This window comes from Bartonella jaculi, assembly GCF_039543045.1.
In the GTDB taxonomy this organism is placed as follows: Bacteria; Pseudomonadota; Alphaproteobacteria; order Rhizobiales; family Rhizobiaceae; genus Bartonella; species Bartonella jaculi.
Genome location: NZ_BAABIZ010000002.1, coordinates 103987 through 129702, shown reverse-complemented (window position 1 = coordinate 129702; position 25716 = coordinate 103987). Strand labels below are relative to the sequence as shown.

General features: G+C 39.3%; 22 protein-coding genes. 11 read left to right on the top strand and 11 right to left on the bottom strand.

All coding sequences use genetic code 11. The features are described 5' to 3' along the window. Nucleotides 1–4: 4 nt before the first annotated feature. The 5 genes from lepA to dnaK form a co-directional block, all read right to left on the bottom strand. The gene (gene lepA, locus ABD915_RS01650) at nt 5–1810 is read right to left on the bottom strand and encodes a translation elongation factor 4 (RefSeq protein ID WP_345114245.1); all 1806 of its coding nucleotides are present in this window, start codon (nt 1808–1810) and stop codon (nt 5–7) included. Nucleotides 1811–2039: 229 nt separating this feature from the next. Then, a complete protein-coding gene (locus tag ABD915_RS01645) occupies nt 2040–2954 on the bottom strand; it encodes a DMT family transporter (protein ID WP_345114242.1) in 915 nt (304 codons plus the stop codon). Between the two features lie 34 nt (nt 2955–2988). Next, the gene (gene argB / locus ABD915_RS01640) at nt 2989–3894 is read right to left on the bottom strand and encodes an acetylglutamate kinase (RefSeq protein WP_345114240.1); all 906 of its coding nucleotides are present in this window, start codon (nt 3892–3894) and stop codon (nt 2989–2991) included. A 1305-nt stretch (nt 3895–5199) separates the two neighbouring features. Beyond that, nucleotides 5200–6345, bottom strand: a complete 1146-nt coding sequence (dnaJ, locus tag ABD915_RS01635) for a molecular chaperone DnaJ (RefSeq protein ID WP_345114421.1) — start codon at nt 6343–6345, stop codon at nt 5200–5202. 157 nt (nt 6346–6502) lie between these two features. Next, a complete protein-coding gene (dnaK, locus tag ABD915_RS01630; protein WP_345114238.1) occupies nt 6503–8395 on the bottom strand; it encodes a molecular chaperone DnaK in 1893 nt (630 codons plus the stop codon). A gap of 891 nt (nt 8396–9286) precedes the next feature. Between dnaK and ABD915_RS01625 the strand changes: the two genes are divergently transcribed. Then, on the top strand, nt 9287–9841 hold the full coding sequence (locus ABD915_RS01625) for a copper chaperone PCu(A)C (RefSeq protein ID WP_345114235.1): 555 nt from the start codon (nt 9287–9289) through the stop codon (nt 9839–9841). Nucleotides 9842–9950: 109 nt separating this feature from the next. Here the strand turns inward: ABD915_RS01625 and lysM are convergent, their stop codons facing one another. Further along, nucleotides 9951–10406, bottom strand: coding sequence for a peptidoglycan-binding protein LysM (lysM, locus tag ABD915_RS01620; protein WP_345114232.1), 456 nt, complete (start codon nt 10404–10406; stop codon nt 9951–9953). 373 nt (nt 10407–10779) lie between these two features. On the opposite strand from lysM, the gene ABD915_RS01615 reads away from it, so the two are divergent. The 6 genes from ABD915_RS01615 (at nt 10780) to thpR (ending at nt 15829) form a co-directional block, all read left to right on the top strand. Then, nucleotides 10780–11502 (top strand): response regulator transcription factor, encoded by a 723-nt coding sequence (locus tag ABD915_RS01615; protein ID WP_007552305.1) that lies wholly within the window; start codon nt 10780–10782, stop codon nt 11500–11502. Nucleotides 11503–11541: 39 nt separating this feature from the next. After that, complete coding sequence (locus tag ABD915_RS01610; protein WP_345114229.1) at nt 11542–13326, top strand: stimulus-sensing domain-containing protein; 1785 nt, start codon at nt 11542–11544, stop codon at nt 13324–13326. 23 nt (nt 13327–13349) lie between these two features. Beyond that, nucleotides 13350–13814 (top strand): HPr kinase/phosphatase C-terminal domain-containing protein, encoded by a 465-nt coding sequence (locus ABD915_RS01605; protein ID WP_345114226.1) that lies wholly within the window; start codon nt 13350–13352, stop codon nt 13812–13814. Nucleotides 13815–13951: 137 nt separating this feature from the next. Beyond that, on the top strand, nt 13952–14350 hold the full coding sequence (locus ABD915_RS01600; protein ID WP_345114225.1) for a PTS sugar transporter subunit IIA: 399 nt from the start codon (nt 13952–13954) through the stop codon (nt 14348–14350). 17 nt (nt 14351–14367) lie between these two features. Then, complete coding sequence (locus ABD915_RS01595) at nt 14368–14667, top strand: HPr family phosphocarrier protein (RefSeq protein ID WP_345114222.1); 300 nt, start codon at nt 14368–14370, stop codon at nt 14665–14667. A gap of 622 nt (nt 14668–15289) precedes the next feature. Continuing rightward, on the top strand, nt 15290–15829 hold the full coding sequence (thpR, locus tag ABD915_RS01590; protein WP_345114220.1) for an RNA 2',3'-cyclic phosphodiesterase: 540 nt from the start codon (nt 15290–15292) through the stop codon (nt 15827–15829). Between the two features lie 98 nt (nt 15830–15927). Here the strand turns inward: thpR and grpE are convergent, their stop codons facing one another. Both grpE and hrcA read right to left on the bottom strand, forming a co-directional pair. Beyond that, entirely contained in the window at nt 15928–16590 is a 663-nt protein-coding gene (gene grpE, locus ABD915_RS01585) for a nucleotide exchange factor GrpE (protein ID WP_345114218.1), read from the bottom strand. Nucleotides 16591–16711: 121 nt separating this feature from the next. Further along, the gene (gene hrcA, locus ABD915_RS01580) at nt 16712–17782 is read right to left on the bottom strand and encodes a heat-inducible transcriptional repressor HrcA (protein ID WP_345114215.1); all 1071 of its coding nucleotides are present in this window, start codon (nt 17780–17782) and stop codon (nt 16712–16714) included. Nucleotides 17783–18102: 320 nt separating this feature from the next. Here hrcA and rdgB point away from each other — a divergent pair, with 320 nt between their 5' ends. Together rdgB and hemW are read left to right on the top strand one after the other, a co-directional pair. Beyond that, entirely contained in the window at nt 18103–18750 is a 648-nt protein-coding gene (gene rdgB, locus ABD915_RS01575; protein ID WP_345114213.1) for an RdgB/HAM1 family non-canonical purine NTP pyrophosphatase, read from the top strand. Next, a complete protein-coding gene (gene hemW / locus ABD915_RS01570; protein ID WP_345114210.1) occupies nt 18747–19946 on the top strand; it encodes a radical SAM family heme chaperone HemW in 1200 nt (399 codons plus the stop codon). The genes rdgB and hemW overlap by 4 nt, the downstream gene beginning before the upstream one ends. A 99-nt stretch (nt 19947–20045) precedes the next feature. Here the strand turns inward: hemW and dapE are convergent, their stop codons facing one another. The 3 genes from dapE to ABD915_RS01555 all read right to left on the bottom strand — a co-directional run bounded on the left by dapE (nt 20046) and on the right by ABD915_RS01555 (nt 22992). After that, nucleotides 20046–21218 (bottom strand): succinyl-diaminopimelate desuccinylase, encoded by a 1173-nt coding sequence (dapE, locus tag ABD915_RS01565; RefSeq protein ID WP_345114208.1) that lies wholly within the window; start codon nt 21216–21218, stop codon nt 20046–20048. Between the two features lie 214 nt (nt 21219–21432). Next, nucleotides 21433–22179, bottom strand: a complete 747-nt coding sequence (locus ABD915_RS01560; RefSeq protein ID WP_345114204.1) for a M48 family metallopeptidase — start codon at nt 22177–22179, stop codon at nt 21433–21435. A gap of 33 nt (nt 22180–22212) precedes the next feature. After that, nucleotides 22213–22992 (bottom strand): alpha/beta hydrolase, encoded by a 780-nt coding sequence (locus tag ABD915_RS01555; RefSeq protein ID WP_345114201.1) that lies wholly within the window; start codon nt 22990–22992, stop codon nt 22213–22215. A gap of 185 nt (nt 22993–23177) precedes the next feature. Here ABD915_RS01555 and infC point away from each other — a divergent pair, with 185 nt between their 5' ends. Both infC and ABD915_RS01545 read left to right on the top strand, forming a co-directional pair. Then, nucleotides 23178–23696, top strand: a complete 519-nt coding sequence (gene infC / locus ABD915_RS01550) for a translation initiation factor IF-3 (protein ID WP_345114198.1) — start codon at nt 23178–23180, stop codon at nt 23694–23696. Between the two features lie 232 nt (nt 23697–23928). Continuing rightward, nucleotides 23929–25695 (top strand): ABC transporter ATP-binding protein, encoded by a 1767-nt coding sequence (locus ABD915_RS01545; RefSeq protein ID WP_345114195.1) that lies wholly within the window; start codon nt 23929–23931, stop codon nt 25693–25695. Nucleotides 25696–25716: the final 21 nt, after the last annotated feature.

Genomic DNA, 25716 nt, shown 5'->3' with positions numbered 1-25716 from the left:
TCTGCTATTTACTCATTTTAAGCGCTTGTATAAAGGCTGACTGCGGAATTTCTACTTTTCCGAATTGACGCATCCGCTTTTTGCCCTCTTTTTGCTTTTCTAAAAGTTTGCGCTTACGCGTCACATCACCACCGTAACATTTAGCCGTTACATCTTTACGCAAAGCACGAATTGTTTCACGAGCAATGATTTTACCACCAATCGCTGCTTGAATTGGAATCTGAAACATATGCTGAGGAATAAGGTCTTTCAATTTTTCGCACAGTGAACGTCCGCGCTTTTCTGCAATCGTGCGGTGCACAAGCATCGACAATGCATCTATAGGCTCTCCATTCACCAAAATAGACATTTTAACCAAATCTCCTTCCGAATAATCCATCATCTGATAATCAAAAGAAGCATAACCCTTAGAAATTGATTTTAAACGGTCATAAAAGTCAAAAACGACCTCATTTAAAGGCAAATCGTATGTTACCATAGCACGCGTACCAACATAGGATAAACCAACCTGTATCCCTCGCCTTTCTTGGCAAAGTTCTAGAATGGCTCCAAGATAATCGTCTGGCGTCATAATTGTTGCACGAATCCATGGTTCTTCAATAGAAGAAATTTTAACAATATCAGGCATATCCGCTGGGTTGTGTAATTCCTTGACAGAACCATCATTCATATTCATACGATATACAACAGAGGGTGCTGTCGCGATTAAATCCAAATTAAATTCGCGTTCCAATCGCTCTTGAATAATTTCAAGATGAAGGAGTCCTAAAAAGCCGCAACGAAAACCGAAGCCTAAAGCCGCTGATGTTTCCATTTCAAAAGAAAAACTAGCATCATTTAAGCGCAATTTGCCCATGGCTGCACGCAAATCATCAAAATCAGCGGCATCAATTGGAAAAAGTCCACAAAAGACAACCGGTTGCGCAGGTTTAAAACCAGGTAACATCTCTTCACAAGGACGGCGCTCTTCAGTAATGGTATCACCAACCCGTGTATCAGCAACTTCTTTGATAGAAGCTGTTATAAAGCCAATCTCTCCTGGTCCTAAATCATCAACCTGCACCATTTTGGGGGTAAATACACCAACGCGCTCAACAGGATATTTTGCCCCCGTACCCATCATGCGAATAGTTTGTCCTTTTTTCAATACACCATCAATCACCCGCACCAAAACGATGACGCCAAGATAACTATCATACCAACTATCAACCAACATTGCCTTTAAGGGCTTGTTAACATCACCAGTACGCGGAGCGGGCAATTGTGTAACAATTGCTTCTAAAACATCAGGAACACCTAAACCTGTTTTTGCTGATATTTCCACGGCTTCAGATGTATCAATACCGATTACATCTTCAATTTGTTCTTTAACACGCTCAGGTTCTGCTGCTGGAAGATCAACCTTATTGAGCACAACAACCAGTTCATGAGAATTATCAATAGCTTGATAAACATTCGCTAACGTCTGCGCCTCTACACCTTGGCTTGCATCTACTACTAAAAGCGAACCTTCACATGCTGCCAATGAACGTGATACCTCATAAGCAAAATCAACATGACCAGGCGTATCAATAAGATTGAGAATGTAAGTTTCACCATCTTTTGCTTTATAGTGCAAACGTACCGTTTGCGCCTTAATAGTAATTCCACGTTCGCGCTCAATATCCATGGAATCGAGCACTTGTTCTTTCATCTCTCGTGTCTCAAGCCCACCTGTCATTTGAATCAAACGATCAGCTAAGGTCGACTTTCCATGATCAATATGCGCCACAATGGAAAAATTACGGATATAATTACGATCTATTGTCATATGAGGCGATTTAGCAAAGAATAGCACAAAACGCAAAGACCAATTATGTTTCTTTGAAAACCTTTCAAAAAACAAAAACGAAAAGAACTCTAGAAGCACAACCTTCATAGCATAAAAAATGAGGCTTTCAGTTACTCAACTCAATACCAATGATTGAAGATACCAAAATACTCTTCTTATATCCCTTGGAAATATCATGAAATAAAATCGTAATAAAAAAGATGCAAAGTTAATCAATTTTTTCCATCACTTTATCTTTTTTACGCCATTGTGAAGGTTGCAACTCAGCGACCACAATTCCAATTAGAATAAGCCCTCCTCCCAACAAAGCTAAAGGAGATAAATGCTCACCAGCTAAACGCCCAACAATACCAGCCCATACAGGCTCACCGGCATAAATGAGTGTTGCACGCGTCGGCGAAACGGATTTTTGCGCCCAGTTCATCGCCAATTGAATGATGGCACTCATCAATGCCAATCCTATACCAACACTCAACCATACCCATGAAAATGCAGGAATGTTTTCACCCATCAAAGGCATACAGAAAAAGGAAAAAAGACCAGCAAAAAATAACTGTATAATCGTAACACGACGACTATCAACCCTACTAGCAAAAAGCCCAATCAGAATAATTTCCACAGCAATTGCTACGGCGCCTAGCAAAGTGAGAATTTCACCCCTCGAAAAATCAAAACCATTTACCCCTTGCCCTGAAACAAACATAAGCCCGACAAAAGCAAAAGTAATACCAACCCAACTGGTTAAACGAGGGGGTTTTTTAAAAATAATCCATTGTAATATTGGAACCATCGGGACATAAAGTGCTGTAATAAAAGCCGATTGACTACTCATAACCGTTTGAAGCCCCGATGCTTGAAAAGCATAACCAAGAAACATCCCCAGCCCTATAGCCATACCAGCAAAAATCTCATAAACAGTCACACCTTTCATAGAGCGCCAAAAAATCGCCCCACACATAAGTGATGCAACGATAAAACGAAATCCAACAAAAAAGAGAGGCCCACTATAACGTACTGCAATATGAATCACTAGAAATGTGATTCCCCAGAGTATTGTCGCAGAAAATAACACTAATTCCTGTTGGCTGAATAAAGGGCGCTTCAACTGTTTGATATCAATCATGAAAGGCTTCATCCTCCAATTTATCTCGTATATCTTACGAAACAATAAGCGTTCCCGCTCCCTGTTCAGTAAACAGTTCTAGTAAGACAGAATGGGGGGTTTTTCCATTTAAAATGACTACACCTTCTACACCATTTTGAAGAGCTTTTATACAAGTTTCTATTTTGGGAATCATACCCCCTGAAATCGTTCCATTCTTGAGAAGATTTTCAGCTTCAGAAATTGTCAATTCCTTTAAAATCTTACCCTTTTTATCCAATACACCAGGAACATCAGTCAAAAACAAAAGACGTTTGGCTTCTAATGCACCGGCAATAGCCCCAGCAAAAATATCAGCATTAATATTATAGGTCTTGCCATCGCGGCCTGGAGCTACAGGAGCAAGAACTGGAATCATTTCAGAACATGCCAAAAGATCCAGTAATGTACGATCAACTTCAACAGGTTCACCAACAAATCCCAAATCTAAAACACGTTCAATATGCGAATCAGGATCAATCACAGTTTTATAAGCCTTTTCGGCAAAAACCATATTGCCATCTTTGCCACATAGCCCTATTGCCCACTCACCTTCAGCATTAATGAGAGCGACAATTTCCTTGTTTATCGAGCCAGCCAAAACCATTTCAACCACTTCAACGATCCGTTCATCGGTGACGCGTAAACCGTTTTCAAACCGTGATTCAATCCCCATTTTCATCAAAATTTCAGCAATTTGAGGACCTCCCCCATGAACAACAACGGGGTTAATGCCTGATTGCTTCAATAGAGCAATATCACGCGCAAATGCACGCCCCAAAGCAGGATCACCCATAGCATGACCGCCATATTTTACAACAACCGTCTCATTTTCATATTTTTGCATATAGGGTAAAGCAGACGATAAAAATGCTGCTTGTTTTTCAAAAACATCTGCAACATTGTTTTCAATATCATCCATTAAAAGAGCCTCCTCATTACTTTTTACTATCTCTTTTAGTGGAGTTTAGAAAAAGTAAAAACAAATTTCACTCTATCCATCCCCCCTTGAATATTGTCAATTTTCTTTAAGTTATGACAAAAGCAATAACGAGATGAAACAAAACCACCTTCTTTACAAAATCGACATCAAAGAATTGAATAAGATAGGTGTGCAAAATGTCATTATTTTACGACCTTACATATACAATTTAGAAGCAGGATTTAGAAGAATTTTTAAGCCATGTCGTACATACAACTGACTAATTTTATCCTATAGTAGGATCTTTAACAATGAATATGGATATATACAACTATTGATTTTATAAGAGAAAATAAATTTTTTATAATGGTGAAATTGACCGCCATACATGTTAAAATAGAGTCACGTAAAAAAACTTTTAGTAAAATCACATTGTCCAATGCCTAAAATGAACATTTTGACGTTACAAAATATAAGATTAAGAAACGAACCGTAAAACCCCTTTTTCAGTTAAAAATATCCGAAATGAAAATTATCATTTCTGTTAACTAAAAAAAATACATACAGCCAGCTAATTTGTGGGTACTCATTGCCTAAAGAGATAAAAATGAAGGATTTGAATATCATTTCCCTTTGAAACAACAAAAGCGTGATTCGTTTCCGTCCCCTCACATAAATAGAATTGACTGCAACGAACAAACAAGGAAAAGCCTCAATCAGCTTGAGATCCATTATCAAAAACTTCCGAAGACATGCACGTGTATTACATGAATTGATATGAAAAATATCTCTGGGACTTATCTACAAGAGATAACTGCTGCAAATATTCTAAAATATTTCACTAAAAAATTCTAAGATACGCGCGAACTCTGCTTTTTCTATTTCATCAGATCTTGTCTTCAACCGAACGATTTTACAGTCTGCGTTTAAACGGCAACTTGATTAAAAAAACTCAGAAAAAGGTAGATTTTTAGGAGAAAAATCACAAAAAACTTTGCATATATAGAGTGTAGTTATAGCGACACTGGAGATATTATCAATATAGTCAATATACTGATATTGGCGCCTAGATAAACTGTTTTTCACAGATTATAAGTGCTCGAAACAAGATTTTCTCATAAAAGATATGAAATGAAACGTAAAACTAACCAGCAACAGAAATTCATTCTAAAACAACCAACAAAACCCCTTCTTTCTTCAAGCAAGAAAGATATTAATGCTTCCAAAAATTGTGATGCAATAGGAGCTTTAATTAAAACAATCTTTCAAACACCCTCTCTCTACACTCATTCTGATAAGCATTCACTAATTTTGACCAGAAATATTCTCAAAAAACTCTTTCATGCGTGAAAAAAAACCATGCGATTGTGGTGAATTTTCGTGATTTGAAAGCTTCTCAAATTTTTGCAACAATTCGCGTTGCTCTTGCGTTAGTTTCTGCGGTGTTTCAATAGTGATATGAATATAGAGATCACCCTTTGCTTGCTGACGACGTAACATGGGCATACCTTTACCTTTAAGGCGAAACTGGCGTCCATTTTGTGTCCCTTCTGGAACCTTGACACGTGCTTTCACACCATCAAGATCAGAAACCTCAAATTCTCCTCCCAAAGCAGCTGTCACCATTGAAATAGGAACGCGACAGTGAAGATCTGCACCTTCTCTCTGAAAAAACTCATGCGGCTTAATAGAAAGAAAAATATAAAGATCACCACTAGGACCACCACGAATACCAGCATCTCCCTCACCAGAAAGACGAATACGCGTACCATCTTCAATGCCAGCTGGGATATTTACGCTCAATAAACGTTTTTTCTCTACCCGTCTCGTTCCTTGGCACTTTGGACATGGATCCGTGATGGTTTCACCACGTCCATGACATGCAGGACATGTTCGTTCAATAGAAAAGAAACCTTGTGCAGCCCGCACACGACCAGCTCCATGACAAGTTCCACAAACCTGTGGCTTAGAGCCCTTTTTCGCGCCAGATCCCTCACAAGCATCACAAGTAACAGAACAGGGAATATTAATTTGCGCAGTTTTTCCTAAAAATGCCTCTTCCAAAGTCACTTCCATATTATAACTCAGATCTGCACCACGCTCACGACCGTCACCGCGTTTACGGTGGCCTCCCCCCATAATTTCACCAAAAAAATCTTCAAAAATGTCAGCAAACCCACCAGCACCAGAAAAACCGCCAAAAGGATTTGCTCCCCCTTGGCTGTTATTTTCAAAAGCTGCGTGGCCAAATCGATCATAAGCAGCCCGCTTCTGAGGATCTTTGAGAACTTCATAAGCTTCGCCGATTTCTTTGAATTTCCGTTCTGCCTCTTTATTCCCCGCATTGCGATCAGGATGATATTGCATCGCCAGCTTACGAAAAGCAGATTTCAACTTTTTATCATCGCATTCGCGAGTCACGCCAAGAATTTCATAATAATCAACCTTCATCATGTATTCCTGATAGTTTTTTGTCATCCATCTTAATGGATAACATTTGCTTCCAACTTATATTTTTAGCAACAAAGTTGCAACTCATCTCAAATAATAAACCCATCCCTCTATTTCAAAGGCTGGGTTTATTAACTATTCAACACAGTTGCTACACTTATTTCTTCTTATCATTAATTTCTTCAAAATCAGCATCAACTACATCATCATCCTTTGCATCTGTTTCAGTGTTGGCTGTTTCTGCTTGCGAAGCTTCATACATAGCTTGTCCGAGCTTCATACTAACTTCTGCTAATTTCTGCATTTTTGCTGTTATTTCTCCAGTATCAGTACCATCAAGCGCAGTCTTCAAATCAGATATGGCAGTTTCAATCTGTTGTTTCTCTTCAGCTGATACTTTATCGCCGTATTCCGTCAACGATTTTTCAGTTGAATGGATAAGTGATTCTGCTTGGTTTCTAGCTTCAACACCTTCACGGCGCTTTTTGTCCTCAGCTGCATGTTCTTCTGCATCTTTTACCATTTTTTCGATGTCAGCGTCACTTAAACCACCCGATGCCTGAATACGAATTTGATGTTCTTTACCAGTTCCTTTATCCTTAGCCGAAACATTTACAATACCATTCGCATCAATATCAAAAGTAACCTCAATCTGAGGCACACCACGCGGTGCTGGTGGAATACCAACGAGATCAAATTGAGCTAGTAACTTGTTATCATTAGCCATTTCGCGTTCACCTTGGAAAACACGAATAGTCACAGCATTCTGATTATCATCAGCTGTTGAAAAAACTTGTGATTTTTTAGTTGGGATAGTGGTATTGCGTTCGATAAGACGCGTAAAAACTCCGCCTAACGTTTCAATGCCCAAAGATAAAGGCGTTACATCCAACAATAATACGTCTTTTACGTCGCCTTGCAAAACGCCCCCTTGAATGGCAGCACCCATCGCCACAACTTCATCGGGATTAACGCCTTTGTGTGGATCCTTGCCGAAGAAGCTTTGCACAACTTCCTGAATCTTGGGCATACGCGTCATACCACCCACCAAAACAACTTCGTCAATCTCACCAGCTTTCAATCCTGCATCTTTCAGTGCAGCTTTACAAGGCTCGATAGTACGCCGTACTAAATCGTCAACGAGAGATTCAAATTTTGCCCGCGTCAATTTCATTGTTAAGTGCTTGGGACCAGATTGATCTGCTGTGATAAATGGTAGATTGATTTCCGTTTGCTGTGAAGAAGAAAGTTCGATCTTTGCTTTTTCTGCCGCTTCTTTTAAGCGCTGCAAAGCCAACTTATCATTTTTCAGATCAATCCCTTGTTCTTTCTTGAATTCATCCGCAAAATAACCGACCAAGCGCATGTCAAAGTCTTCACCACCTAAAAATGTATCCCCGTTGGTTGACTTAACTTCAAAAACGCCATCTCCAATTTCAAGTACAGAAATATCAAATGTACCACCACCAAGGTCGTAAACAGCTATTGTTTTTCCGTCTTTTTTATCCAAACCATATGCTAAAGCAGCTGCTGTCGGCTCATTGATAATCCGCAAAACTTCAAGTCCCGCAATTTTACCCGCATCTTTTGTAGCCTGACGTTGTGCATCATTAAAATAAGCAGGAACCGTAATAACAGCTTGCTCAACCTTTTCACCAAGATAAGACTCAGCTGTTTCTTTCATCTTTTGCAAAATCATAGCTGAAATTTGTGACGGAGAATATTTCTTACCCGCTTCTTCAACCCATGCATCACCATTGTCGCCTTTAACAATTTTATAAGGCACAAGCGCTTTATCTTTTTCTACCATGGGGTCATCAAAACGGCGCCCTATCAAACGCTTAACCGCAAAAATCGTTCCTTCAGGATTCGTAACCGCTTGCCGTTTAGCAGGCTGCCCAACAAGCCGCTCTCCCCCATCAGTAAAGGCAACAACAGAAGGTGTCGTCCGTGCTCCTTCCGAATTTTCAATAACCTTTGCGTTTTTGCCATCCATAACAGCGACACAAGAGTTCGTTGTCCCCAAATCAATACCAATTACTTTTGCCATATTATAATCTCCATTCAGCAAGCTATCTCAACCTTCATAAAGCATCTTTCTAAGACAGCTCCTTAATAACACTCAAAATCTGCTTCTCACTTCAAGTTACACAAACAATAAGCTGCAAGTCGCAACAAGTTTTGTTGCTTCGTATATAAGAACAGGCTCTTATCGCTACAAGAGAATAATGAGAGAAACATTCCCAAAATGAAATTTTTCTTTTAAAATAAGCATTCTACTTACGCGCAAACGCCATATTTATTAAAGATACAGATATCATAGCATATCTTTCCTGCATGCTCGTAAACATATAAGTCTGTAAAAATTGAGACAATAAAGATAATGATTGCACATCTCTTCCTTGATTTCTCATAATCACATGAGATATTCACGTGAAAGATTTTAAAATAGTGCTCAACCGCGAGTGGCTTATACCCCGCCATATTACAGCTTTCCTTATCCCAATCTCTCATGAACGCTATATCCTTATATAGCCAATGAACGCAATGTTCCTTACATTATTACTTATAGAGTTAAGCCTAAACCTACCGAATGCTAAATTTTGAGAATATTATCTGTCAATTCACTCTCAACAGCTCTGCTATTCACTACCTAAGCTTCATTGCTGTTTAAAAGTTATGCTCTGAATGAACCCAAAATGATCTTCTGCTTACTCATATACTTCTTAAATTTTCCATATATTAAGAACAAACGCTTTACCTTAAGCGCACTATCATTTTAGACTGTATCACCCTTCTAAAAAAACCAAGAGTCCCATTCCTCTATCCTCACATTCCAATCAAGATAATTCCAGAAATTCTTCCTTTTATTTTAGATAAAAACTCTGCTAAAATAGGGAAAAGCTCTCTAAAGAGAGCATAACACAAGGAGGGTAAATCAATGATGACAGTTATTGTTGGGGAAATAAAAAATCTTATATCTAAAGGTCCAGTTCACGTACAATATCCACTCAAAAAGATTATTACACATGTCGTGTGGGCCCTTCTCTTTGCTTGCGCAACCTTACCCGCAGCCGCTCAACAATATAAACTTGGTGACATAGAAATCCTTCATCCTTGGACCCGCGCGACACCTAGAGGCATAAAAATGAGCAGCGGTTATCTCTATATCATAAATCACAGCAACACCCCAGACCGATTGATTTCTATTTCGACAACCGGTGTACAATCAACAGAAATCCACTCTATGGCTGTCGTTAACGATATCATGAAAATGGAAAAAATGCACAATGGCATCGAAATTCCCGGCAATGGCGAAATCACACTTAAACCTGGTGGCAATCATATCATGTTTATGGGGCTTTCACAACCATTCAAGGTAGGTGACAAAGTCAGCGCAAAATTGACATTTGAAAAGGCGGGAATTATTGACGTTGATTTTTCTGTGAACTCTATGGCAGCAACATCACCTTCCAAATCAACCCCTATTCACTAAACTTTTTATTACCACTCCATAGAAGCGTGTGGAAAATCTCACGCTTCTTATTTTTGTTTAATGCTGCAAAACACACTGTAAAAAAGCAAAAATCCCATTCTCTTTTTGATTAAGCGTGATCAATTTCAGGAATACGCAAAACTTGTCCAGGGTAAATTTTATCGGGCGATTTCAACATTGGTTTATTGGCTTCAAAAATAAATGTGTTTTTAACACCTTGTCCTTTTCCATAAACTTCTTCAGCAATTTTCCAAAGATTATCCCCAGATTTCACCTCATAGAAGCGAGAGGCTTTCATAGATGTAGTGTCTACAACTTTTAATTGATCGATATCAACAGAAGAAATACCCTGCGAATTACCAACAACCAAAAGTGCTTTTTCAAGTGTTTCCCGATCTGGAACCTCACCACTCAAAACAGCTTTGCCATTTTCAACCTGAATATTCACTTTTTCTGTGCCAAGTCGAAAATTATCAAACGCCGCCTTAAAATCTTTCTCTTTTGGCTCATGCCCCCCAACACCAAGCTTTTCGCCAACCGTTTTAACAAAATTAAAAAATCCCATTATGACCTCCTTTCGTGCAAGTGGATGTGAATTTTTGCATATATCACCATCCTCTTTTCTCTGCTCTTAAAACAGATAGGCGGATTTTCTAAACTTCAACGATCAAAAACCAACCTATTCAATTCTGGGACAGAGATAACAATAGACTTTGATAAAAAACATCTCTATGAAAATTTTTCCTACGCAAAGGGATCTTAATGCGTATAAAAACGTTATAAAATTCTAGAGATAAAACAAGATGTTACCGTAAATGATGAAAATTTTTTTTCTTAATTACAATTTGTATCATATTTGTTTTGCAAAAAAAATGTGAACTCCCATATAAATAACGGGGGTGATTTTCTACCGTAGCAATAGAAAGGTCTAAAAAGTCATGAAAGATACTCCAACAATCACGCAAACGATTGTACTTGTTGATGATGACCGTAATATTTTGACATCTTTATCTTTTGCGCTTGAAACAGAAGGCTATCGGGTTGAAAGTTATACAGATGGAGCATCTGCACTCAAAGGTCTAACACTGCATCCCCCACATTTAGCTATTTTTGATATTAAAATGCCCCGAATGGATGGAATGGAACTTTTGCGCCGATTGCGTCAAAAATCTGACATTCCAGTTATTTTTCTTACTTCTAAGGATGATGAAATTGATGAACTGTTTGGTCTTAAAATGGGAGCTGATGATTTTATTACTAAACCTTTCTCTCAACGTCTTCTCATTGAACGTGTAAAAGCTATTTTACGTCGTTCCAATGCTCGTAATCAACCGCTTGCAACAGGAGCCTCCCCGACCTCTTCTCTCAAACGTGGAGATCTTGTGATGGATCAAGAACGTCACACCTGTACATGGAAAGATAAACCTGTTATCCTAACTGTTACAGAATTTTTGATTCTACAAACCTTAGCACAAAGACCAGGAGTTGTGAAAAGTCGTGACGCTTTGATGGATGCTGCTTATAGTGATCAGGTCTATGTCGATGACCGTACCATCGATAGTCACATTAAACGTCTGCGTAAAAAGTTTAAACAAGTGGATGATGATTTTGCAATGATTGAAACACTTTACGGTGTAGGTTATCGTTTCCACGAGGTATGAAGCTATTTTGTCGCAAAAATTTGAACGGCGATCAAATCGATGACAAAAAATACTCAACCGGAAACTCTGCAAAAAACAGTATCAGGCAACATACCTAAAACACCATTTCTGATGCTTGCCCATTTCCGTTTTCGGGTACAACGTTTGCTCAGACAATTGCTTTTCTCCAGTCTTACACGTCGCATCGTCATTTTAAATATCGCTGCCCTTGCTATTCTGGTTACAGGCATTTTATATCTTAACCAATTTCGTGATGGTTTAATTGAAGCGAAAATCAAAAGCTTATGTACCCAAGGAAAAATTATCGCTGGAGCCATTGCTGCCTCTGCAACGATAGATACGAATTCTATTCTCATTGATCCCCAAAAACTTTTGGAATTACAAGCAGGAGAAAGCGTTACACCCGCACCTCAATCAACCGACTCTTGGGATTTTCCTATTAATCCTGAACTGGTTGCTCCTCTTTTACGCCGCCTCATCACGCCCCAAACGACAAGAGCACGTATCTATGATCGTGATGCTACTTTACTTCTTGATTCGCGCGTTCTTTATTCTAGCGGCGAAGTTTTCAGCTATGATTTACCCCCTCCTAAAACTGAAAAAAAACTTTGGAAACGCTTTACTTCATGGTTTTCAAGCGTATTTTATGGTAATGGTATTGCAACTAATAGGGGAAAAGAAGAAAGCCAGAGTATTACTTCTCCAGAAGTTTACCGAGCACTCAATGGATCTCTTGCTACTGCCAAACGACGCAATAGGCAAGGTCAACTAATCGTTTCTGTCGCCGTGCCTGTTCAGCGCTATCGTGCCGTGGTGGGTGCGCTTCTTCTTTCAACCACCGGTTCGGATATTGATAACATTGTAAAAGGCGAAAGATTGGTCATTTTTAAAGTCTTTGCCGTTGTCGGAAGTGTACTTCTCATACTCTCCTTATTTTTAGCCCATACGATTGCACATCCATTGAGCAAATTGTCTGCCTCTGCCAACCGTGTGCGCAATGGCAATAATAAGCGCGTAGAAATTCCTGATTTTTCAATGCGCGAAGATGAAATTGGTCATCTTTCAACCTCTATTCGAGATATGACTAACGCCCTTTACATGCGCATTGAAGCCATTGAACGCTTTGCTGCTGATGTAAGCCACGAATTAAAAAACCCCCTTACTTCCTTGCGTAGTGCCGTTGAAACAATCCCACTAGCTAAAAATGAAGAAGCACAAGAACAACTGTTTGAAATTATTCAACACGATGTGCGTCGTCTTGACCGTTTGATTACTGATATTTCTGATGCTTCTCGGCTCGATGCAGAGCTTGCTCGTGAAACCGCGCAGATTGTTGATATGACATTGCTTTTGGAAAGTCTTGTTCATGCTGTTCAAGAAGTATACCGTAATACGCAAACTATTGATATCAGCCTTAATATTGCTCCACGTCCTCATGGAAAAGCTTACCTTGTGTTGGGACATGAACTCCGTTTGGGGCAAGTAATCTCAAATCTCATTGAAAATGCACGTTCCTTCATTCCCCATGATAACGGCAAAATTTATATAACTATGAAAAGTGATGCTTCAACTCTCACCTTAACCATTGAAGATAATGGGCCTGGTATTCGTTCAGAGAATATTGAACGTATTTTTGAACGCTTCTATACGGATCGACCAAACGAAGATACATTTGGACAAAACTCAGGACTCGGCCTTTCTATTAGTCGGCAAATCATCGAAGCGCATAAGGGAACAATTACAGCTGAAAATATTGTTGACCCCAAACTCGAAAATAGTAAAACCGGTGCACGTTTTATTATTATGCTTCCCTTCGCTAAGTAATCTCTTTACCAAAAGCAAAAGGCATGACAACAAAAAATGAAATACTCCATGCAAATTGTCTCCAACTTGGAGGCAAGGGACTGTTGATTATCGGTCCATCTGGTTCAGGAAAGTCAACCCTCACCCTTTCTTTACTTGATCGTGCTGAGTGGTCTAAACGTGAAGCAAAGCTTATCAGTGATGATTATACAATGCTCTGTGTAGAAAATGGAAAACTCCACGGATACACTCCTGAAGGGTTGCAGGGCGGTATTGAGATTCGTGGTGTTGGTCTCTATACAATAGAGTTTGAAAAACACACAACTATTGACTGCGTTATTCTTCTCGGTCCTGAATATGAACGCTTCTCCACAAATCAGACTTTTAAATTTGCAGATTTGCATATTCCTCTTTTGAAACTTCCCAGCCTTCATGAAGCAGATTGCACAGCTATTTGTCAGGCTATTGAAGCGTTCTTTTTTAGAAAAAAATGGTCTAAATCTGTCTAATTTTTTTCTAAAGGGGAAAAAACCATTATTTTTGCCTTTTTTTGAAAATTTTTCTTGGCAGCACAGCAAAGCCTTGTAGAATACTCTTCCCACCATATGATATGGTCGGATCTTTAGTTAACAGGAGTTTTTGTAACATGATTGGACTCGTGCTTGTAACGCACGGTGAGCTGGCTGTTGAATTTTTGCATGCTGTAGAACATGTTGTTGGAACACAAGAGAAATTCGCAACAGTATGCGTCTATCCCGATGATGACATGGATCAGCGCCAAAGTGATATTATAGCCGCAGTTTCCTCTACAGATACCAATCATGGCGTGATCATATTAACAGATGTGTTCGGTGGAACACCGTCAAATATAGCTATTCCTGCTATTGAAAAAGGACGCGTTGAAATGATTGCGGGGGTTAATTTACCCATGCTCATTAAACTGATTTCTATTCGACAATCTCCTGATATTTCATTATCAGAAGCTTTAAGAATAGCGCAAGAAGCAGGGCGTAAATATATTAATGTACCAAGTATGACTTTATAGCGGATAATGAAACATCAATGCTTTCCAAAGACACTCTCTCATGTATTATACTAAGTCGCCATCTTAATATCTGTAATAAACGTGGATTACACGCCCGTGCTTCTGCAAAATTTGTACAAACTGTTGACAATTTCAACGCCATTGTTGAAGTCGAAAAGGATGGAAAAGTCGTTGGTGGCTCATCAATTATGGGCCTTATGATGTTAGCAGCTTCACCCGGTTGTAACCTGACTATCCGCGTTTCAGGACCTGAAGCAAGGGATGCACTCGATGCTCTTGAAAAACTTATCAACAATAAATTTGGAGAGGAACACTAAAACTTCTCACCAAAAAAAGCATGATAACCCCTGAGATAAAAGAGACTTCTTGCCATAATTATTTTAATTGGCTTTCTCGTTTTATCTTAAAGATATCAGCTTTCTCTTAAAGATATCAGAATTCATATTCCGTTTGTATTGCCGTTACAATGATTGTAGGCATACGTGCTTGTAATCATTGTATTGTTGTACGTGATATCTGTATAAGTTTCCTTTCCTACAGATATTTGATCAGTTTTATGCTTGATCGTTATGGCTATTGCCACGCTTAACACGCAATAATAAAATGGTTATAAAGACATGCTAAAGTAGCTTTGAGTCTACTTCTGAAAAATGTAAAAGATGATCCCACAATCAGAAGTCCATCAACTTTTCTTATTTTAAGCTGTATTTGTAGCGTTGATAATGAAAGCGCAAACCTCATTGCATATCTCTGCAATAAAATTGCACGCAACTTGCATTTTGTTGGAAATATGAAGATTATCTTAAATTCATAATTATGATAGCCATTTTTTAGCTCTTTTTTTTCTATATGATTGCCCCATTCCTAGTGGAGTGATCTACTTATTAATTCATACGTCATTGTGCTCACAGTGATGTTTTCTAACTATAAAGAGGTAACATGCAACGTTTGTTTAGTGCACTTCAGATTCCACAAGAAACAACGAGCGCTCTTATATCGCTGCAAAATGGCTTGCCAAATGCGCAGTGGATTAACCCGCAAAACTTTCACATAACTTTATCCTTTTTTGGTGAAGTTGAAGACGGGGTAGCAGATGAGATTATTCGGTCCTTGGATACAATAAAACTTCCCCCTTTTGCGCTAAAAACAAACGGTTTCAAAGTTTTTGGTTCAGAAGATGCCCCCCATTCTCTTGTTGTCCGTATTGAGCCTTGTGAAACTCTTAATCTTTTGCACGAACAGATGCAAAATATCCGGAACCGCTTGAAGTTAACGCCTGATGAAAAGCAATTTACCCCGCATATCACTCTTGCAAGATTGCTCGATATTAGACCTCAGGATCTTCCTCCTTATCTGTCTCATCGGAGTGATTTTTCATTTCCTCCTTTTGAGATTGACCGTTTTGTTTTACTGTTATCTCCATCTCCCGAAAGCAATTCTCCTTATATTGTGAAAGGAAGTTGGGTACTTCAAAGATAAAGGGTGTTTTTAACACCCTTTTAAAACCTTTTTTAATAAAATGCTTCAAAATGTGAAGCTACATACGTTGTAATACTGTGGTCTTACATTGCAGATGTTTATGCGGAATCAGATTCAGTAAAAGCTTCTTTTGCCCCCCCTTTGGCTACGCCAACTATCGCTGGACGTAAAACACGTTCGCCGATGATGTAACCTGCCTGAACAACTTCCTGAACAGTATTATCTGGAACATCGGAGTTAGAAATTTCAAACATTGCTTGATGAAAGTGAGGATCAAATTTTTGTCCCGCTGGATGAATTCTTTTCACGCCGTGACGTTCTAATGCTGCTATCATTGCACGCTCAGTCATTTCAACACCCTCAGCTAATGTTTTCAAACCAGCATCATTCTCCTTTGCCCCTTCAGGAATAGCCTCCAAAGCGCGGTTGAGATTATCGGAAACAGATAACATATCACGTGCAAAATTAGCGATTGAATAAACCCTTGCATCAGCCACATCACGTGCAGTACGACGCCGAAGATTTTCCATATCTGCAGCAAGACGTAAAAGTTGATCTTTCAGCTCTTTATTTTCATCCTGCAAAGCAGCTAAGGAATCAGTAAACTCATTTCCTTCCTCTTCAACATCTGCACGAGCTTCTGCTTTACGCATTTTTAAAAACTCATCGGCAGCTTGTTTAAGTGCATCACGATCAGCTGCTTTTTTCAAATCGCAATTTTCCAATGAAGCGTCAGTAAATTTGTTTTTTTCGTCAGACATAAAAATTCCATTCCTTCATAAGATTCATTACTATCGATATCGAAATTTTATAAACAAAAATCAAGGGGTATTTGCATATCTTAACACAATGAGCGTCTATAAAAATATCATCTGGGTTGTTCTAACGCAATAACTGCGAAACAAGTTGAGCTGTATAATCAACCATAGGTACGATTCTTGCGTAATTCAGCCGTGTTGGCCCAATAACCCCCAAAGCACCGATGACTCGTTGTTGTGAATCACAGTAAGGTGCCACCACTAAAGAAGAACCAGAAAGTGAGAACAACTTATTTTCCGAACCAATAAAGATACGGACCCCTGAACCTTCATCCGTTAAATCAAGTAGCTGCGCCATACTTTCACGCGTTTCAAGGTCATCAAAAAGGTGTCGTAACCGCTCTAAATCTTCTTCTGCTTTCACATCTTCAAGCAAATTGCTTCGCCCACGAACTATAAGGTGTATTTTATGATCAGCACCTTCTCCTCCCCAAAGAGCTAACCCCGTTTCAACAAGATGATGAGACAAATTATCAAGCGCAGCCCGTGTTTCTGAGCATAAACGCGCAATTTCTTCTTTAGCTTCACTCAATGTTCGCCCCTGAATATGGGCATTGAGAAAATTCGTTGCCTCCGTCAATTGTGCATGGGTAACCCCTTCCGGTAAATGAACAATACGATTTTCAACCTCACCTTGTTGAGTCACCAAAACGGCAAGAGCGTGCTCTCCATCAAGGCGCACAAATTCAATATGCTTCAATGTTCCTTCATATTTTGTCGCTAGAACTAATCCTGCTCCACGTGAAAGATCTGAAAGAACTTGGCTAGCTTGGATGAGAAAATGTTCAACCGATTGTGCATGACCAGCCTCCTTAACTTGGTTTTCAATACTTTCGCGCTCCTCAATTGGCAAATCACCCGCTTCCATAAATGCATCGACAAAAAATCGTAAACCTGATTGTGTCGGCATTCTTCCTGCAGACACATGAGGTGCATAAATCAAACCGAGATGTTCAAGATCACTCATCACATTACGAATTGTCGCAGGCGATAATGTCTGTTGCAAAAGCCGTGAAAGATTTCGTGATCCTACAGGTTCACCCTCATTGAGATAAGCTTCAACGATATGACGAAAGATATCACGTGAACGCTTATCAAGATATTGTAGTTCATTATCAATAGGTTTGTGCTTCATCACAATTGTTTCACTACTTCAAAAATACTCTCTTCTTATATAAGTTTTGCCAAGGTTTGGTCAAACAGTTTAAAGCAGTGCAAAAGTGTAATACATATTTATCATAAAAAAAAATATTATTATAAAAAAGAAAGATACTTTTATATGTCTTTCCAATTATTGTCCTCATCAAATACCTAAGATGTCATTTGAACGAAATATGAATAAACATTCAAAAATATTATGTCTCGTAAAATTTGGCAGAAATTATATTATATGATCGTTCAAACTGGTTTTTAGCACAAAAAATAGCTATCCCCTTTCAATTTAGAGAGATGTATATGAGAAGCATAACAACTAAAAAACTCGTCATTGCTACACACAACACCAGCAAATTGCATGAAATTAGTACATTGATCACTCCCTTTGGTCTAAAAATACTATCAGCAAAAGAGCTTGGATTGCCTGAACCAAAAGAAACAGGAACAACGTTTGAAGAAAATGCTTATATCAAAGCCTTTGCAGCCGCAAAAAATACAGGACTTCCTGCCCTCTCTGATGATTCAGGCTTAGAAGTGGATGCATTAGATGGTGCACCAGGTGTTTATACAGCTGACCTTGCTCTTCAACCCGATGGCACACGTAATTATTTAAAAGCTATGCAAAAAATAGAAGATGAACTCCAAAAAATTGGAGCTTATGAAAAAAAACAACGAAAAAGTCGGTTTATATCGGTTATCTGTATTGCATGGCCTGATGCTCATGCAGATTATTTCCGCGGGTGCGTTGAAGGTACATTTACTTGGCCTCCACGCGGCGATAAAGGTTTTGGCTTTGATCCTATCTTTTTACCAGATGGATATGAAAATACCTTTGGCGAAATGACAACAGAGAAAAAACATGGCTGGAAACTCAACGATAAAACACCCCTCTCGCATCGTGCGCGTGCTTTCAAGCTTTTGGCCGAAAATCTTCTGGTACTCTCATGAATGAAGCTTTTGGCATTTACATTCATTGGCCTTTTTGTGCTGCCAAATGCCCCTATTGTGACTTTAATTCGCATGTTCGCGTAAATGGGGTCGATCAGCCACGTTTCGTAGCTGCCTTTGAACGTGAAATAGAAACACAATACCATAAAATAGGTCCACGTCATATTACCAGTATTTTTATTGGTGGGGGTACCCCCTCCCTCATGACCCCTCAAACTGTTGATGCCTTATTAGAAGCGATTGCAAAAAAGTGGACGGTCAATGATAAAGCTGAAATTACACTTGAAGCCAACCCATCCAGTGTGGAAGCAGAACGCTTTCGCGGATACCGCACAGCAGGAATTAACCGTTTATCCCTAGGTGTACAAGCGCTTAATGATAAAGCACTACGACAACTTGGCCGTCTTCATGATGTAGAACAAGCTCTTCACGCTATTGCTTTAGCGCGAGAAATCTTTCCACGTTTATCCTTTGATCTCATTTATGCCCGCCCCGAACAAACACTCGAACAATGGAAATACGAACTTTTCCAAGCCATTGATTTGGCAGCAGATCATCTTTCTCTTTACCAACTCACTATCGAGGAAGGAACCGCCTTTAAACGGCTTCATGCCGCAGGAAAACTTATTCTTCCCGCATCAGAATTGGCAGCAGACCTGTATCACCTCACCCAAGAAATAACCGCACAACATGGACTCCTTGCTTATGAGATCTCAAATCATGCAATCCCCGGTGCCGAATCAGCGCACAATCTTCTTTATTGGCGCTATCACGAATATGCAGGCTTTGGTCCAGGCGCCCATGGACGCTTTATCGAGCACGCACCAAATTACTATCCTGCCTCTTCAAAAGCACCTGCTTCTCAAATTGAAAAACCTGAACGTTATGTCACAATAAATGAAAAATATCCCGAGCATTGGCTCGAATTGGTAGAAACTACGGGACACGGCTGCATTGAGACAGAACAATTAACCACAGAGCAACAAGCAAATGAAATGCTCCTCATGGGTTTACGCCTCTGCGAAGGTCTGGATCTTTCGCGTTATGAAACCTTAAACACTAAGGGATTACCAATGGAAAAGCTTATCGATTTACAACAACAAGAGCTGGTAGAAATGATAGGAAACCAACGCTTAAAAGCGACAAACAAAGGACGAATCCTTCTTGATCATATCATCAGCCAATTGGTAAACTAAAATCTTTATAATTCTCATCTCCATCATATTAATTGTGATATAATTTTACGGTTTTCAATTTGTAGCAAAAATGCCGTTGAAAAAACCATTGCTTCCTTTTTATGCAAAAAAATCAACAATGAAACGTTCATAAATAACCGTGAGAGTTTCCATCGCATCTAGAGTCACACATTCATCCACCATATGCATGGTTTGCCCCGGTAAACCAAATTCAACCACTGGGCAATAATCCTTAATAAATCGCGCATCCGAAGTTCCCCCAGACGTTGAACATTCTGGTATATTCCCTGTTACACTTTCAATAGCATTGGATAATGTGTTAACAAGTTTATCATTTTTGGTCAAAAAAACATCACCCAAACTTGGAATCCATTCAAGTTGATAGGTGGGGTATTGATCGTGCATATTTTTTGATTGCACTGATGTAAGACGTTCTTCAACTTCCCTCATAAGTGTTTCTTTTGTCCAAAGATCGTTGTAGCGTATATTAAAATGAATCGTCGTCTGTGCTGGAATAACATTCACCGCAGGATTACCTGTATCAATGGTTGTTAATTCCAAATTACTTGGTTGAAAATTTTCTGTGCCTTGATCTAAAGCAGTTTGTGTCAACGCTTGAAGAAGCTTACTTACTAAAGGTAATGGATTGGCTGCACGCTCGGGAAAAGCAACATGACCTTGGCGACCTTTAACGGTAACAATACCAGAAAGTGATCCTCGGCGGCCAATTTTTATCACATCACCAACCGTTTTTACGCTTGTTGGTTCACCCACAAGAGCGGCGGTCCATTTTTCACCTTTTTGCTCTGCCCATTTGAGAAGTTTTACCGTACCGTTAAGTGCAGGACCTTCTTCGTCACCAGTGATCAGAAGGCTTACCGTTCCTTTAATAGGCTGTTTTTCAAGAACTCGAGCCAGCGCCGCAATAAAACAAGCGATCCCGCCTTTCATATCAACAGCACCTCGCCCGTATAATTTCCCCTGATCTATTACACCTGCAAAAGGAGGATACTTCCAGTCTTCCAACGCACCCGGCGGCACAACATCCGTATGACCGGCAAACATAAGATGTGGCCCTTCTCTCCCCATCTTGGCATAAAGATTTTCAACAGCTTCTGTATTTTTATCTGTAAAAATGGGACGCTCAACACAAAACCCTATCTTCTTTAAAAATTGTTCCAAACTTGATAAAGCACCCGCTTCATGAGGCGTAACAGAAGGACAACGAATAAGCGCCAGTAATAGCTGAAGTGGATCTGTAAGGACAGGCATAAGTGCGCTTCCGATCTGAATTTAAGAGTGACCCAAAGATTATTAAGCTGAATTACAAAAAAGATAAAGTAAAAACATTGAAGACACTCAGCAAACCAAGCAGGGGAAGACAATCGTGCTGAGGCTTCAATGGCTTGCTCATCATGCGATGAAGCACATATATAATGAAATGCTCAACACAAAGTTCCGCAAAACATTGTCTTTATAAGGTTTTTTATATTTCCAACTTATATGAATGAAAATTGATCGCTTGCAACATATGACCATTTTCTTTCAACCAAGCGCGATACGTTTTACTATCTGGACAAAGTTTTTCACAAAGAGCCCAAAATTTTGGTCCGTGATTCATTTCAATAAGATGAGCAACCTCATGGGCAACAACATATTCAACAATTTCTTTTGGTGCCATAACAAGACGCCAAGAAAAAGAGAGACGTCCCCTTATTGAACAAGAACCCCAACGACTTTTAGTATCTTTATAACAAATTGATTTCACTTTACGCTCTACTTTATGTGCATAATGTCCCACCAATGGCGTTATAATGAGCGCAGCCTGCTTCTTTAAAACATCAGCAACACGTCTTGGCAAATGTTCTAATTGACCATAAACAATAATTTGAGGCTCTTGACCCACATCTCCTGCAACGATTTCTGTTATCCCACGCCCTGCTTTATGTCTTATGGTATGTGCAATACCCAATATAGGAATTGTTATACCCTCCTTGAGATAAGAATTTTCGTGAGAAAATTGTACGCGAGAAAGGCGGTCCTCAATCCAAGATCGGTGCTTTTCAATAAAATCTTGAACTGAACAGCGGCTTATCGCAGGTGGTGTTGTTACACAAATCTCCTGATTACTCGCATCAATACGTAATGTAAGACGACGCGCATGCTTATGTTCCCGCACCCGCAGAGGCACAACGCGATCAGAGAAAATAAAAGGCTGTTCATAAACAATCATATATTATGTCTTCATCATCAATGAATTTATCTCTTATTCTGCATTAATTCGGTCAACCAATGACCTTAAGACTGTTTCAAGACAATCCAAATCTTGTGGACGTGAAAAGCGGTGATCCGCATCACGAACAAGTGTCAATGTTACATCATGTAAAGGCAAATGGTTAAGTAAAGTCAATGTATGCTGATAGGGTATCTCCTCATCTTCCATCCCTTGTAAAATATGAATAGGACAGCCAACATCAATGCACCCCTCCATAACGCAGTTGTCTCGTCCATCTTCAATCAAGGCTTTTGTAAAAGGCATCGGCTCGTCATCACCAACGGCAGGTCGTTCAATATATCCTTTTTCTTCCAAAATTTTCCATTCCTCTGGGCCTAATGCTGGTTCCACCAAGGTTTGTGTAAAATCAGGAGCTGGTGCAATTAATACCATACCAGCAAGTGCCTTATTCTTCTGCGCAAGCATCATAGCAAGCCTTAAAGCAATCCACCCCCCCATAGAGGTACCAATCACTATTTGTGGTCCTTCACAATAGGTTTCAAAAATCGCTAAACTTTCCTTCACCCAACGTGAAATCGTCCCTTGAAAAAAATCACCCTCAGACTCTCCATGGCCAGAATAATCAAAACGTAAACAGGACAAATTATTCTTCTGAGCAAAATCATCAACCAACATCGCTTTACTTCCCAACATATCGGATTGATAACCATGAAGCCAAACTAAACCAAGAGAACCATTACCTTTGCGATAACGCACGGCTAGATCCGTACCTTCAAATGAAAAAAACTGGCATAAATTATTGAGATTCATTCTTATATTCCTCTATGAAAGATCTTTACTTATAAAAGAAAAAACTCCGTCTTCCAAGTCAACTCTCAAAGCAATAAATCAAATAATGAAACGAATTCTAGTTGTTTTTCCGTATATAATTGTATATTAAATATGTCATAGATGAATCAGAATAAGGAGCATAAATCATTCGCAGACCATTTAAAATGACACCCACGCAGAAAGATGGGCCACGTTCAAACCAGGATATTCGGGTTCCCTGCGTTCAGCTTATCAATGATGAGGGACAGCATCAAGGGGTTGTTGCAACGCAAGAGGCTCTTGCTATGGCTGCAGATGCGGGGCTTGATTTGGTTGAGATTGTACCAAATGCAGATCCTCCAGTGTGTAAAATTGTCGATTTGGGAAAACTGAAATATCAAACCCAAAAAAAGGCAGCTGAAACACGCAAAAAACAAAAAATCATTGAAATCAAAGAAATTAAGATGCGTCCAAATGTTGATATTCATGATTATGAAGTCAAGCTTAGGGCCGTCCGTCGTTTTATTGGTAACGGTGATAAAGTAAAGATTACTTTACGTTTTCGTGGTCGTGAAATGGCCCACCAAGATCTTGGAATGAAACTTCTGCAACGCGTTAAGGAAGATACAAATGAAATTGCTAAGATCGAATCTGAGCCAAAGCTCGAAGGCCGTCAAATGATGATGGTGATAGCTCCTAAATAATTTTTCATGGAGACAAAATAGAGTGCACTATAATGCGCGACTTACCTAGAGTGAGCAGAGGAATATAATGTTAAAAGCATCGCATTTGATTGTTGCGGTGCTTTTTAAGATTGGTAGTCGCTGTGCGCTAATATCTCTATAGGACGGCGCTTCTTTATCAAGAAGGTAAAACGTTTTTAATAAAAAGTACCTCAATCTTGCGTCAAACAATGATAAAATAGAGAAGCGTTTCATGGGCAAAAAACAAATTTTCCCTTTTGATAAACAACTTATCATCCGTCTTTTACGAGAAAATTTTTATAAACATGTGCGCTGGTACAGCATCGCTATTTTTTCAATGATCATCATTTCCTGCACAACTGCAGCCAGCGCATGGTTGATGCGTGATGTTGTCAATTATATTATTGATGCACAAAATTTTAGTATGATTGTTTTGGTGTCTAGTATCATTGCTTTCATTTTTATTCTCAAAGGGATTGCAACTTTTGCACAAACTTATTTTCTGAGCAAAGCAGGAAACAGTATCGTTGCTGAACAGCAGCGCAAAATTTATGCACGCCTTATGGAACAGGGAGTTTCCTTTTACCAAAATAATACTTCATCCGATCTTCTCGTCCGTGTCACCCATAACGCTACAGCAGCCCGTAATGTCATTGATATCATTATTACAACTTTTGTACGTGATTTGCTCTCCGTTAGCGGTTTGTTACTGGTTATGTTTATCCAAAATTTTGCGTTAATTACCATTACCTTAATCGTAGGCCCACTGGCTTTTTTTGGTATTCGAATGACTTTAAAACGTGTTCGTAGTCTTGTGGAAAAAGAACTTCTTTCGCTCGGTGAAATTATCAAAATTGTGCAAGAAAGTACTATTGGTATTCGGGTCATTAAAGCTTTTTCATTAGAAAAGCTGATGAAAAAACGCATGAATCAAGCTATTTGTGAGGTTGAAAAACAAGCAAATAGTATCGCAAAACTTCAAGCTATTACAAATCCGATTATGGAAACACTCGCTGGCGTTGCTATTGCCGGTATTATCTGCTTTTCCGGCTACCTTGCAACCCAACGCGCAGGCGTTCAAGGTGAATTAATGTCTTTTATTGTTGCTTTACTTCTCGCCTACGAACCTGCAAAAAGATTAGCAAATGTACGTGTTAAAATCGAAGCTGGTTTAGTCAATATCCGTACAATGTATGAAATAATCGACACTCCACTTACATTGATAGAGCATAAAGAAGCTAAAGATCTGGATAAAACGCAAGGAGCTATTCGTTTCGAACATGTTTCTTTTGCATATACGGATGGCCAGATGGTATTGAAAGATATCAATCTAGAAATAGAACCTAGAAAAATGACAGCATTGGTAGGACCCTCTGGTTCAGGAAAGTCAACCCTTATCAACCTTATTATGCGCCTTTATGATCCTACACAAGGACGTATATTAATAAATAGTCAAGACATCCGCTACATCACATTTCGCTCCCTTAGAAAGCTGATGGCCTATGTAGGACAGGATACTTTTCTTTTTCAAGGAACTGTTAAATACAATATTGGGCTTGGAAAAGAAGGTGCCAGTGATAATGATATTATAAAAGCAGCAAAAGCAGCCAATGCTCATGACTTTATTATGGGGTTGCCAAATGGTTATGACACACAGATAGGTGATAATGGCAGTAATCTTTCAGGGGGACAAAAACAACGAATAGCCATTGCAAGAGCAATGCTTCATGATAGCGAGATCTTAATTCTTGATGAAGCAACAAGTGCCTTAGACTCACACACCGAAGCCCAAGTTAGTGAAGCACTTCATCATCTGACCAAAGGGCGTACAACTATTGTCATCGCCCATCGCCTTTCAACTATCGTTCGTGCTGATAAAATCGTTGTCATCCAAAACGGAAAACTGGTTGAACAAGGTACCCAAAAAGAACTGCTAGCAAAAGAAAATGGCTTTTACAAAAAGCTTTATAATATCCAATTCAAAAAGCAAATGTCCTAAGCAGTTGGACCTTAAAAACCT

Coding starts and splice junctions, on each gene's coding strand:
- lepA (WP_345114245.1), bottom strand. CDS start 1,810: ATGACAATAGATCGTAATTATATCCGTAATTTTTCCATTGTGGCGCAT.
- ABD915_RS01645 (WP_345114242.1), bottom strand. CDS start 2,954: ATGATTGATATCAAACAGTTGAAGCGCCCTTTATTCAGCCAACAGGAA.
- argB (WP_345114240.1), bottom strand. CDS start 3,894: ATGGATGATATTGAAAACAATGTTGCAGATGTTTTTGAAAAACAAGCA.
- dnaJ (WP_345114421.1), bottom strand. CDS start 6,345: ATGAAGGTTGATTATTATGAAATTCTTGGCGTGACTCGCGAATGCGAT.
- dnaK (WP_345114238.1), bottom strand. CDS start 8,395: ATGGCAAAAGTAATTGGTATTGATTTGGGGACAACGAACTCTTGTGTC.
- ABD915_RS01625 (WP_345114235.1), top strand. CDS start 9,287: ATGATGACAGTTATTGTTGGGGAAATAAAAAATCTTATATCTAAAGGT.
- lysM (WP_345114232.1), bottom strand. CDS start 10,406: ATGGGATTTTTTAATTTTGTTAAAACGGTTGGCGAAAAGCTTGGTGTT.
- ABD915_RS01615 (WP_007552305.1), top strand. CDS start 10,780: ATGAAAGATACTCCAACAATCACGCAAACGATTGTACTTGTTGATGAT.
- ABD915_RS01610 (WP_345114229.1), top strand. CDS start 11,542: ATGACAAAAAATACTCAACCGGAAACTCTGCAAAAAACAGTATCAGGC.
- ABD915_RS01605 (WP_345114226.1), top strand. CDS start 13,350: ATGACAACAAAAAATGAAATACTCCATGCAAATTGTCTCCAACTTGGA.
- ABD915_RS01600 (WP_345114225.1), top strand. CDS start 13,952: ATGATTGGACTCGTGCTTGTAACGCACGGTGAGCTGGCTGTTGAATTT.
- ABD915_RS01595 (WP_345114222.1), top strand. CDS start 14,368: ATGCTTTCCAAAGACACTCTCTCATGTATTATACTAAGTCGCCATCTT.
- thpR (WP_345114220.1), top strand. CDS start 15,290: ATGCAACGTTTGTTTAGTGCACTTCAGATTCCACAAGAAACAACGAGC.
- grpE (WP_345114218.1), bottom strand. CDS start 16,590: ATGTCTGACGAAAAAAACAAATTTACTGACGCTTCATTGGAAAATTGC.
- hrcA (WP_345114215.1), bottom strand. CDS start 17,782: ATGAAGCACAAACCTATTGATAATGAACTACAATATCTTGATAAGCGT.
- rdgB (WP_345114213.1), top strand. CDS start 18,103: ATGAGAAGCATAACAACTAAAAAACTCGTCATTGCTACACACAACACC.
- hemW (WP_345114210.1), top strand. CDS start 18,747: ATGAATGAAGCTTTTGGCATTTACATTCATTGGCCTTTTTGTGCTGCC.
- dapE (WP_345114208.1), bottom strand. CDS start 21,218: ATGCCTGTCCTTACAGATCCACTTCAGCTATTACTGGCGCTTATTCGT.
- ABD915_RS01560 (WP_345114204.1), bottom strand. CDS start 22,179: ATGATTGTTTATGAACAGCCTTTTATTTTCTCTGATCGCGTTGTGCCT.
- ABD915_RS01555 (WP_345114201.1), bottom strand. CDS start 22,992: ATGAATCTCAATAATTTATGCCAGTTTTTTTCATTTGAAGGTACGGAT.
- infC (WP_345114198.1), top strand. CDS start 23,178: ATGACACCCACGCAGAAAGATGGGCCACGTTCAAACCAGGATATTCGG.
- ABD915_RS01545 (WP_345114195.1), top strand. CDS start 23,929: ATGGGCAAAAAACAAATTTTCCCTTTTGATAAACAACTTATCATCCGT.